Source organism: Kitasatospora sp. NPDC024654 (assembly GCF_055559155.1).
Map to the genome: position 1 here is coordinate 1 of NZ_JBVHLF010000135.1, position 12,632 is coordinate 12,632.

At 74.7% G+C, this 12,632-nt stretch carries 1 protein-coding gene; it reads left to right on the plus strand.

The features are described 5' to 3' along the window. On the plus strand, positions 1-12,632 hold a 12,632-nt coding region (locus ACZ38L_RS36335), incomplete at both ends, for a type I polyketide synthase (protein ID WP_465701788.1).

The following is a 12,632-nucleotide window of genomic DNA, read 5'->3' on the forward strand; positions in this document are numbered from 1 at the left end:
TTCGTGCTGCTGGATCTGGACGCGGCGGCGACCTCGGTGGCCTCGGTGGCGGTTGGGCTGGCCAGTGGTGAGCCGGAGCTGGCGATCCGTGAGGGTGGCTGCCACGTGCCGCGGTTGGCCCGGGTCGCCACGGACGAGGCGCTGACCGAGCCGCAGGGCGGTACGGCCTGGCGGCTGGACCAGGACGGCACCGTCCTGATCACGGGTGGCACCGGCGCGCTGGGCGCCGTGGCCGCCCGGCACCTGGTCACCGAGCACGGCGCCCGGCACCTGCTGCTCACCAGCCGGCGCGGCGCCGACGCCCCGGGAGCGGCCGAACTGATCGATGAACTGTCCGAGTTGGGCGCCACCGTGACGGTGGCGGCGTGCGACGTGGCCGACCGTGCGGCGGTCGCCGAACTGCTCGGCTCGCTGGAGCGTCCGCTCACCGCCGTCGTGCACACGGCGGGCGTCCTGGACGACGGCGTGCTCTCCTCGCTCACCGAGGAGCGGCTCGACGCCGTGCTGCGGCCCAAGGTGGACGCCGCGCTCAACCTGCACGAGCTGACCGCCGGGCTCGACCTGGCCGCCTTCGTGCTCTACTCCTCGAACGCCGCCACCCTCGGCGGCGCCGGCCAGGCCAACTACGCCGCCGCCAACGCCTTCCTGGACGCGCTGGCCGTCCACCGGGCCCAGCTGGGCCTGCCCGCGCTCTCGCTGGCCTGGGGCCCGTGGGCCGACGGCGGCATGGCGAGCGCCCTGGACGCCGCCGATCTCCAGCGCCTGGCGCGCGACGGCATGTCCGGCCTCGCCAACGCCGAGGGCCTGGCCCTGCTCGACACCGCCGCCGGCCTCGGCCACGCCGTCCTGGTCCCGATGCGCCTCGACGTGACCGCCCTGCGCACCCGGGCCGCCGCCGGCACGCTGCCCGCCCTGCTGCGTGGCCTGGTCCGGGTCCCCTCCCGCCGGGCCGCGCTGGCCGGCGCGGGCGGCGGTTCGGAGCTCATGCGCCGACTGGCCGGCCTCTCCGAGGCCGAGCTGGACCGCGAGCTGCTCGAGGTCCTGCGCGTGCGGGTGGCCGCCGTACTGGGACACGCCTCGCCCGAGGTGATCGAGGCCGGCCGCGCCTTCAAGGACCTCGGTTTCGACTCGCTGACCTCCGTCGAGCTGCGCAACGCGCTCAACACGGCCACCGGCCTGCGCCTGCCGCCCACCCTGATCTTCGACTACCCGACCCCCGCCGCGCTCGCCGACTACCTGCGCACCCAGATCGTCGGCGCCCACCCGGCGGCCGCGGCCACCAGCTCGGCACCGGCCCGGGTGGCCGACGAGCCGATCGCCATCGTCGGCATGGCCTGCCGCTACCCGGGCGGCGTCCAGTCGCCGGAGGACCTGTGGCGGCTGGTCACCGAGGGTGGCGACGCGATCTCCGGCTTCCCGGCCGGCCGTGGCTGGGACGTGGAGAACCTCTACCACCCGGACCCGGACCACAAGGGCACCTCGTACTCCTGCGAGGGCGGTTTCCTGCACGACGCCGGCCTGTTCGACCCGGCGTTCTTCGGCATCTCGCCGCGCGAGGCCATCGCGATGGACCCGCAGCAGCGCCTGCTGCTGGAGGTCTCCTGGGAGGCGATCGAGCGGGCCGGCATCGACCCGGTCTTGCTCAAGGGCAGCCGCACCGGCGTCTTCGCGGGTGTGATGTACCACGACTACGCCACCTCGGTCAGCGAGCTGCCGGACGGGGTCGAGGGCTACCTCGGCACCGGTACCGCCGGCAGCGTCGCCTCCGGGCGCGTCGCCTACACCCTGGGCCTGGAGGGCCCGGCCGTCACCGTCGACACCGCCTGCTCCTCCTCGCTGGTCGCCCTGCACCTGGCGGTGCAGGCGCTGCGTCAGGGCGAGTGCACGATGGCGCTCGCCGGTGGCGCCACCGTCATGGCCACGCCGGAGGCGTTCATCGACTTCAGCCGTCAGCGCGGCCTGGCCTCGGACGGGCGCTGCAAGGCGTTCTCGGCCGGCGCGGACGGCACGGGCTGGGCCGAGGGAGCCGGCATGCTGCTCGTGGAGCGGCTCTCCGACGCCCGGCGCAACGGACACCCGGTGCTGGCGATCGTGCGTGGCTCGGCGATCAACCAGGACGGCGCGAGCAACGGTCTGACGGCGCCGAACGGTCCGTCGCAGCAGCGGGTGATCCGCCAGGCGCTCAAGGACGCCGGACTGACGGCCGACCAGGTGAACGTGGTCGAGGCGCACGGCACCGGAACCCCGCTGGGCGACCCGATCGAGGCGCACGCGCTGCTGGCGACGTACGGGCAGGACCGGGCGGCCGACCAGCCGCTCTGGCTGGGCTCGTTGAAGTCCAACATCGGGCACACCCAGGCGGCGGCGGGTGTCGGCGGCGTCATCAAGATGGTGATGGCGATGCGCCACGGCGTGCTGCCGCGCACCCTGCACGCGGACGAGCGCTCCGCGAACGTCGACTGGTCGGCGGGCGCGGTCGAGCTGCTCACCGAGGCGCGCGAGTGGCCGCGGACCGGCCGGCCGCGCCGGGCCGGTGTGTCGTCCTTCGGCTTCAGTGGCACCAACGCCCACACCATCGTGGAGCAGGCACCCGTCTTCGAGGACGCCGAGGTCGAGGCCGCCGGCGCGCCGATGCCCGCCGTCCAGCCGTGGCTTCTCTCGGCCCGCGGCGAGGAGGCCCTGCGCGACCAGGCGCGGGCGCTGCTCACCCACCTCACCCAGCTCGACACGGAGACCGGGCCGACCACCAGCGACCTGGCCTACTCGCTGGCGACCGGCCGGGCGATGCTGGAGCACCGCGCGGTGCTCGTCGCCGGCGAGCGCGCGGAGTTCGCCCGTGCGCTGGCCGCGCTGGCCGCCGGCGAGCCGGCCGCCGACGCGCTGCTCGGCACCGCCGGTACGGCGGGCCGGACGGCGTTCCTGTTCACCGGTCAGGGCAGCCAGCGGGTCGGCATGGGGGCCGAACTCCACGCCGTGTTCCCGGTGTTCGCCGAGGCGTTCGACGCGGTCTGCGCGGAGCTGGACCGGCACCTGGACCGGCCGCTGAAGGATGTCGTCTTCGCGGGCGAGCGGATCGACGAGACGGCGTACACCCAGCCGGCGCTGTTCGCGGTCGAGGTGGCCCTGTTCCGGCTCGTCGAGTCCTGGGGCGTCCGCCCGGACTTCCTGGCGGGTCACTCGATCGGTGAGCTGGCCGCCGCGCACGTCGCGGGTGTGCTCTCGCTGGGCGATGCCGCGACCCTGGTGGCGGCGCGTGGTCGGCTGATGCAGCAACTGCCGGCCGGTGGTGCGATGGTGGCCGTGCAGGCGGCCGAGGACGAGGTGCTGCCGCTGCTGGCCGGTCGGGAGGCCGAGTTGGGTCTCGCGGCGGTCAACGGTCCTTCCTCGGTGGTGCTTTCGGGCGCCGAGGCGGCCGTCCTGGAGGTCGCGGGCAAGCTGGCCGAGCAGGGTCGCAAGACCCGGCGGCTCACGGTGAGCCATGCGTTCCACTCGCCGTTGATGGAGCCGATGTTGGAGGAGTTCCGCACGGTCGTGGCGGGTCTGACCTTCCACGCGCCGCGGATCCCGATCGTCTCGACCCTCGACCAGTCCGCCGACCCGACCGAGTCCGAGTACTGGGTGCGGCACGTGCGCGAGGCGGTCCGCTTCCGCGACGCCGTCCAGACCCTGGAGGGCCAGGGCGTCCGCACCTTCCTGGAGCTCGGCCCGGACGGCGTGCTCGCCGCGATGGGCCAGGACTGCGTGACCGAGGACGCGGTGTTCGCGTCGGTGCTGCGCGCCGACCGTCCCGAGGCCCGCACGCTGACCACCGCCCTCGGCCAACTCCACGTGCGCGGTGTGGCCGTGGACTGGCCGGCGGTGTTCGCCGGACGCGGTGCGCGGCGGGTGGACCTGCCGACCTACGCCTTCCAGCGGGAGTGGTACTGGCTGGAGAACGCCGCCGCCCCGGCGGCCCCGGCCGAGGCGCAGACCGACGCGGTGGACGCCAGCTTCTGGGCGGCCGTCGACAGCGGTGACCTGGACGCCCTCTCCTCGGCCCTGGAGCTGGGCGGCGACCAGCCGTTCAGCTCGGTGCTGCCCGCGCTCTCGGCCTGGCGCCGCAAGAGCCGCGAGCAGGCGACGGTGGACGGCTGGCGCTACCGGATCACCTGGAAGCCGCTGCGCCAAGCCGCCTCGCGTGCCCTCTCGGGCACCTGGCTGGTGGCGTTCCCGGCCGGGTCGGCCGAGGACACCGCCGTGCTCGCCCTGCTGCGCGCGCTGTCCGCGCGTGGCGTCGAGGTCCGGCAGGTCGAGGTCGACGGCGCGGCCGTGGAACGCGACTCGGTGGCGCGGCTGCTGCGTGACGCGGTGGATGACGCCACCGCGGTCACCGGCGTGGTGTGGCTGCCGGCGCCGGACGGGGAGCCGATGCTCACCGCGACGCTCGTGCAGGCGCTGGGTGACACGGGTGTCGTCGCGCCGCTGTGGTGCGTGACGCGCGGTGCGGTGTCGACGGGCCGCTCGGACCGGCTGGCCAACCCCGCACAGGCGCAGATCTGGGGTCTGGGCCGGGTGGTGGCGCTGGAGCACCCGGAGCGCTGGGGCGGTCTGGTCGACCTCCCCACGACCTCCTCGATCGACGAGCGGGTGCTCGCGCGGCTGGCCGGTGTGCTGGCCGGCGTGGGTGGCGAGGACCAGGTCGCGGTTCGCGCGTCGGGTGTCTTCGGCCGCCGCCTGGTGCGTTCGTCCCGAGGCGAGGCCGTCACGTGGCAGCCGTCCGGCACGGTGCTGGTCACCGGTGGCACCGGTGCGCTGGGTGCGGAGGTGGCCCGCTGGCTGGCCCGCAACGGCGCCGAGCACCTGGTGCTCACCAGCCGGCGCGGCCCGGACGCTCCGGGTGCGGCCGAACTGCGGGAGGAGCTGGCCGCGCTGGGCGTCGCCGCCACCGTCGCCGCGTGTGACGTGGCCGACCGTGACGCGCTGGCCGCGCTGCTCGCGTCGCTGGAGCAGCCGGTGTCGGCGGTGTTCCACACCGCCGGCGTGCTGGACGACGGCATGGTGGACGGCCTGACCGCCGAGCGCTTCGCCGGCGTCACCCGTCCGAAGGTGGACGCCGCCCGCAACCTGAACGAACTCACCGACGGACTCTCGGCGTTCGTGCTCTTCTCCTCGATCGCCGGCACGGTCGGCAACGCCGGCCAGGGCAACTACGCCGCCGCCAACGCGTTCCTGGACGCGCTGGCCGAGCAGCGTCGCGCCGACGGCCTGCCGGCCACCTCGATCGCCTGGGGCCCGTGGGCGCAGGGCGGCATGGCCGCCGACGCGACCCTCGAGCAGCGGCTGCGCCGCGACGGTGTCCCGCCGATGGCTCCGGCACTGGCCGTCGCCGCCCTCCAGCAGGCCCTGGACCACGGTGACGGCGCCCTCACGGTCGCCGACATCGCCTGGGACCGCTTCCTGTCCGTCATGACGGCCGCTCGCCCCAGCGAGCTCTTCGGCGACCTCCCGGAGGCCCGCCCGGCCGCCGGCGCCGAGGCGCCGGTCGCCGCCGGCTCGCCGACCGGCCACCTGGCCGGCCTGTCCGAGGCCGAGCAGCGGCGCGCCCTGCTCGAGCTGGTGCGCGACAACGTCGCTGCCGTCCTGGCCCACACCGGTACGGAGACGGTGGAGTCCGGCCGGGCCTTCAAGGAGCTCGGCTTCGACTCGCTGACCGCCGTCGAGCTGCGCAACCGCCTCAACGCGACCACCGGCCTGAGCCTGCCGAGCAGCCTGGTCTTCGACTACCCGACGGCCGACGCGCTCGCCGAGCACCTGCGCTCCGAGCTGCTCGGCCAGCAGGGGGCCAGCGCGGCGACACCGACCGTGACGTCCACCGCGGTGGACGACGAGCCCATCGCCATCGTCGCGATGAGCTGCCGCTTCCCCGGTGGCGTCAGCACCCCCGAGCAGCTGTGGCAGCTGCTCGTCGCGGGCACCGACGCGATGTCCGGTCTGCCGGACGACCGCGGCTGGAACGTCGACACGCTCTACGACCCGGACCCGGAGCGGGTCGGCAGGATCTACACCCGCGAGGGCGGATTCCTCTACGACGCGGCCGAGTTCGACCCCGCCTTCTTCGGCATCTCGCCGCGCGAGGCGCTGTCCATGGACCCGCAGCAGCGCCTGCTGCTGGAGACCAGCTGGGAGGCGTTCGAGCGGGCGGGCATCGACCCGGGCACGCTGCGCGGCAGCCGGACCGGCGTCTTCGCCGGCACCAACGGCCAGGACTACCTCGCGCTGCTGATGAACTCGCCCGAGGAGCTCGAAGGCCACCTCGGCACCGGCACCTCGGCCAGCGTGCTGGCCGGCCGGCTCTCCTACACCTTCGGCCTGGAGGGCCCGGCGGTCTCCGTCGACACGGCCTGCTCCTCCTCGCTGGTATCGCTGCACCTGGCGGTGCAGGCGCTGCGCAACGGCGAGTGCGAGCTCGCCCTCGCCGGTGGCGTCACCGTGATGGCCACGCCCGACACCTTCCTCGACTTCAGCCGCCAGCGCGGGCTGTCGGCGGACGGCCGCTGCAAAGCCTTCTCCGCCGCCGCCGACGGCACCGCCTGGGGCGAGGGCGCGGGCATGCTGCTGGTCGAGCGGCTCTCCGACGCCCGCCGCAACGGGCACCCGGTGCTGGCGATCGTGCGCGGCAGCGCCGTCAACCAGGACGGTGCCAGTAACGGCCTGACCGCCCCGAACGGCCCGTCCCAGCAGCGGGTGATCCGCCAGGCGCTGGAGAACGCGCGCCTGACCGCCGACCAGATCGACGCGGTGGAGGCGCACGGCACCGGCACGGCGCTCGGTGACCCGATCGAGGCGCAGGCCCTGCTCGCCACCTACGGGCAGCGGCCGGCCGACCAGCCGCTCTGGCTGGGCTCGATCAAGTCCAACATCGGGCACACCCAGGCCGCGGCCGGTGTCGCGGGTGTGATCAAGATGGTCATGGCGATGCGGCACGGCGTGCTGCCGCAGACCCTGCACGTGGAGCAGCCCACGCCGCACGTCGACTGGTCGACGGGCGCGGTGGAGCTGCTGACCGAGGCGACCGCGTGGCCGCGGACCGGCGCGCCGCGCCGGGTCGGCATCTCGTCCTTCGGGTTCAGCGGGACGAACGCGCACACCATCCTGGAGCAGGCGCCGGAGCTCGCGGAGCCGTCGGCCGTCGAGGCGTCGGTGGCGCCGTCGGTGCTGCCGGTGGTGCTCTCCGCGAAGCACGACACCGCGCTGCGGGCCCAGGCGGAGCGGCTGCTGCCGGTTGCCGGGGACGGCGAACTCGTCGACCTGGCGTACTCGTTGGCGACCGGCCGGGCGGCGCTGGAGCGCCGCGCGGTGGTGATCGCCGGTGAGCGGGAGGAACTGCTGCGCGGACTGGGCGCGCTGGCGGCGGGCGAGTCCGCGGCGAACGTGGTCGAGGGCTCGGCCGGCGAGGGCCGGCTCGCCTTCCTCTTCACCGGTCAGGGCAGCCAGCGGGCCGGGATGGGCCGTGAACTGTACGAGGCGTTCCCGGTGTTCGCGGACGCGCTGGACGAGGTGTTCGCGCACCTGGACCAGCACCTGGACCGTCCGCTGCGCGAGGTGGTGTTCGCCGCCGAGGGCGAGTCGATCCACGAGACCGGCTTCACGCAGCCGGCGCTGTTCGCGATCGAGGTCGCGCTGTTCCGCCTGGTCGAGTCCTGGGGCCTGCTGCCCGACTTCCTGGCCGGGCACTCGATCGGTGAGATCGCGGCCGCGCATGTGGCGGGTGTGCTGTCGCTGGCGGACGCGGCGACCCTGGTGGCGGCGCGTGGTCGGTTGATGCAGCAACTGCCCACTGGTGGTGCGATGGTGGCGGTGCAGGCGGCCGAGGACGAGGTGCTGCCGCTGCTGGCCGGTCGCGAGGCCGAGTTGGGTCTCGCGGCGGTCAACGGTCCGTCCTCGGTGGTGCTTTCGGGCGCCGAGGCGGCCGTGCTGGAGGTCGCGGGCGAGCTGGCCGAGCAGGGTCGCAAGACGAAGCGGCTCACGGTGAGCCATGCGTTCCACTCGCCGTTGATGGAGCCGATGTTGGAGGAGTTCCGCACGGTCGTGGCGGGTCTGACCTTCCACGCGCCGCGGATCCCGATCGTCTCGACGCTGGACCAGGAGGCCGACCTCACCACCCCCGACTACTGGGTGCGCCACGTCCGCGAGGCGGTCCGCTTCCGCGACGCCGTCGCGACCCTGGAGGGCCAGGGCGTCCGCACCTTCCTGGAACTGGGCCCGGACGGCACCCTCTCCGCGATGGGCCAGGACTGCGTCACCGAGGACGGCACCGCGCTCGCGCCGGTCCAGCGGGCCGAGCGCCCGGAGGTCCGCACGCTGACCACGGCGCTCGCCCAGGCGTACGTGCGCGGTGCGACCGTCGACTGGACGGCGTTCTACGCCGGCGCCGGCGCCCAGCGCGTCGACCTGCCGACCTACGCCTTCCAGCGCCAGCGCTACTGGCCGCGCACGCCGCTGCTGGCGATGGGTGACGTGACGTCGATCGGTCTCGGCGCGGCCGGGCACCCGCTGCTCGGCGCCAGCATCGAACTTCCGGACGCCGACGGTGTGGTGTTCACCGGCCGGCTGTCGGTGCAGTCCCACCCGTGGCTGGCCGACCACGCCGTGATGGGCTCGATCCTGCTGCCGGGCACCGCTTTCGTCGAGCTGGCCATCCGGGCCGGTGACGGCGTGGGCTGTGAGGTGTTGGAGGAGCTGACGCTGGAGGCGCCGCTCGTCCTGCCCGAGCGTGGTGGTGTGCAGCTGAGGCTGGCGCTGGGTGCCGCGGACGAGTCCGGACGCCGTCCGCTCACCGTGCACTCGCGACTGGAGGACGCGCTCGCCGTGGGGGCACATGCCAGCCTCCAGGCTGGGGGAGAGCCGTGGGCCCGGCACGCCACCGGTGTGCTCGCCCCCGCCGCGGGCGCCGAGCCGTCGTTCGAGCTGACCGAGTGGCCGCCGGCCGGCGCGGTCGAGGTCGCCGTCGAGGACCTGTACGAGCGGCTGGCCGCGGCCGGCTTCGGCTACGGCCCGGTCTTCCAGGGCCTGCGCGCCGCCTGGCGCCACGACGGCGACGTCTACGCCGAGCTCCGCCTGCCGGAGGCCGCGCACGAGGAAGCCGCGCTCTACGGTCTGCACCCGGCGCTGCTGGACTCCGCGCTGCACGCGCTCGGCCTGGACATCACCGGCCCGGCGGGCGAGGAAGCCCCCCGTCAGGCGCGCATTCCGTTCGCCTGGAACGGCGTGACCCTGTACGCCACCGGCGCCACCGCGCTGCGGCTGCGGCTCTCCGAGCGCAACCAGGAGGCCGCCGCGCTGCTGCTGGCCGACGAGGCCGGCCAGCCGGTCGCCGCGGTCGAGTCGCTGGTCTCCCGCGAGGTCTCCGACACCCAGGTGCGCAGCGCCCGCGGCGGCTTCGTGGAGTCGCTGCTCCGGGTGGAGTGGGTCGCTCTGCCGGTGTCGGCGGCGCCGGCCGGCCGCTGGGCTGTGCTGGGTACCGACCCGCTGGCCGTGGCCGGCGGCACCACCACCGCCTTCGCCGACCTGGCCGCGCTGGGTGCGGCGGTGGACGGCGGCCTGGCCGCCCCCGACGCGGTGTTCCTGACGCTGCACGCCGATGCTGACACCGACGCCACCGACCCGGCCGGGGCGGTCCGGGCCGCGCTGCACGGCGCGCTCGCCATCGTCCAGGACTGGCTGGCGGACGACCGGTTCGCCGCCTCCCGCCTGGTCCTGGTGACCCGGGGCGCGGTCGCGGCCGACGGGAACGGTCTCGCGGACCTCACCCACGCCCCGGTCTGGGGCCTGGTCCGCGCCGCGCAGGGGGAGAACCCCGACCGGCTGGTGCTGCTGGACCTCGACGGCGGCGACTTCTCCCGTGAGGCCCTGTCGGCCGCGCTCGCCGCGGGCGAGCCGGAACTGGCGGTCCGTGGCGGCGCCCTGCGCGCGCCCCGGCTGGCGCGGGTCGCCGCCGCCGTGGAGCCGGCGCCGGTGTTCGAGGCTGACGGCACGGTGCTGGTGACCGGCGCGTCCGGGATGCTGGGCGGTCTGGTCGCCCGGCACCTGGTGGTCGAACACGGCCTGCGGAGCCTGCTGCTGGTCTCGCGGCGCGGCATGGACGCGCCCGGTGCGGCCGAACTGGTCGCCGAGCTCGCCGAGTTGGGTGCCGACGCCATCGTCGCCGCGTGTGATGTGGCGGATCGTGACGCGCTGGCCGCGCTGCTCGCGGAGCACCCGGTGACGGGCGTGGTGCACACGGCCGGTGTGTTGGACGACGGGATCGTCTCCTCGCTCACCCCCGAGCGGCTCGACACGGTGCTGCGTCCGAAGCTGGACGCGGCGCTCAACCTGCACGAACTCACCGACGGGCTCTCGGCGTTCGTGCTCTTCTCCTCGGCCGCCGGCACCCTGAGCAGCCCCGGTCAGGGCAACTACGCCGCCGCCAACGTCTTCCTGGACGCCCTCGCCGCTCGGCGCCGTGCCCAGGGCCTCGCCGCCACCTCGCTCGCCTGGGGTCCGTGGGCCGACAGCAGCGGCATGGTCGGCAGCCTGGACGAACTCGACGTCCAGCGGATGAGCCGCGCCGGCATCCACGGGCTCTCCTCGGCGGAGGGCCTGACCCTGCTCGACGCCGCCACCGCCACGGGCGAGCCCGCGCTGGTGCCGATGCGCCTCGACCTCGCCGCGCTGCGGGCCCAGGCCGCCGCCGGCACGCTGCCCGCTCTGCTGCGCGGGCTGGTCCGGGTCCCCGCCCGCCGGGTCGCGCGGGCCGGCTCGGCCGGCGGCTCGGAGCTGGCCGGCCGGCTGCTGGCGCTGCCGGCGGGCGAGCGGGAGGCCGCGCTGCTCGACCTGGTGTGCGGTCGGGTGGCAGCCGTGCTGGGCTACGCCGATGCGACCGCCGTGGAGGCCGGTCGGGCGTTCAAGGAGCTGGGCTTCGACTCGCTGACCGCCGTCGAGCTGCGCAACGAGCTGAACGGCGTGACCGGCCTGCGGCTGCCCGCGACACTGGTCTTCGACTACCCGAGCCCGCTGGCGCTGGCCGCCTTCCTGCTCGCCGAGCTGCTGGGCGACGCTTCGGACACCGCCGCGACCGGCCCGGTGGCCGCCGTGGCGATCGACGAGCCGATCGCGATCGTCGGGATGGCCTGCCGCTATCCCGGTGGCGTGGAGTCGCCGGAGGACCTGTGGCGGCTGGTGTTCGAGGCCGGCGACGCGGTCTCCGGCTTCCCGGCCGGCCGTGGCTGGGACCTGGACGGTCTCTACCACCCGGACCCGGACCACCAGGGCACCACCTACTCCCGCGAGGGCGGCTTCCTGCACGACGCCGGTCTCTTCGACCCGGCGTTCTTCGGGATCTCGCCGCGTGAGGCGCTGGCGATGGACCCGCAGCAGCGGCTGCTGCTGGAGACCTCCTGGGAGGCGATCGAGCGCGCCGGCATCGACCCGGCCACGCTCAAGGGCAGCCGGACGGGTGTCTTCGCCGGTGTGATGTACCACGACTACGCCACCGGGATCAGCGAGCTGCCGGACGGGGTCGAGGGCTATCTGGGCACCGGTGTGTCCGGCAGCATCGCCTCCGGGCGGGTGGCCTACACCTTCGGCCTGGAGGGCCCGGCGGTCACGGTGGACACCGCGTGCTCCTCGTCGCTGGTCGCGCTGCACTGGGCGATCCAGGCGCTGCGCAACGGCGAGTGCACGATGGCGCTCGCGGGCGGCGTGACCGTGATGGCCACGCCCGAGACCTTCGTGGACTTCAGCCGCCAGCGCGGTCTGTCGGCGGACGGGCGCTGCAAGGCGTTCTCGGCCGATGCGGACGGCACGGGCTGGGGTGAGGGTGTCGGCATGCTGCTCGTCGAGCGGCTGTCCGACGCCGAGCGCAACGGTCACCCGGTGCTCGCGGTGGTGCGTGGTTCGGCGGTCAACCAGGACGGTGCGAGCAACGGTCTGACGGCGCCGAACGGTCCGTCGCAGCAGCGGGTGATCCGGCAGGCGCTGGCGAACGCGGGTCTGCCGGCGGAGGAGATCGACGCGGTCGAGGCGCACGGCACCGGGACGCCGCTGGGTGACCCGATCGAGGCGCAGGCGCTGCTCGCGACCTATGGTCAGGAGCGGTCGCCGGAGCGGCCGTTGTGGCTGGGTTCGTTGAAGTCGAACATCGGGCACACCCAGGCGGCGGCGGGTGTCGGCGGCATCATCAAGATGGTGATGGCGATGCGGCACGGTGTGCTGCCGCAGACCCTGCACGTGAACGAGCCGTCGCCGAAGGTGGATTGGGCCTCGGGTGCGGTGGAGCTGCTGACCGAGGCGCGGGAGTGGCCGCGGACCGGCCGGCCGCGCCGGGCCGCCGTGTCCTCCTTCGGCATCAGCGGTACCAACGCCCACACCATCCTGGAGTACGCGCCGGTCGAGGTGGCCGCCGCCGCGCCGAGCGCGGCCGAGCCGGTCGAGGGCGGCGCGGTGCCGCTGGTGGTGTCGGCGAAGAGTGAGGCGGCGTTGCGCGGGCAGGCGGCGCGGTTGCTGGCCTTCCTGGGCGACCGACCCGAGCTCGAACTGTCCGATGTGGGTCGCGCGTTGGTGGTGTCGCGGTCGGTGTTCGAGCATCGTGCGGTGGTGGTCGCGGGTGACCGTGA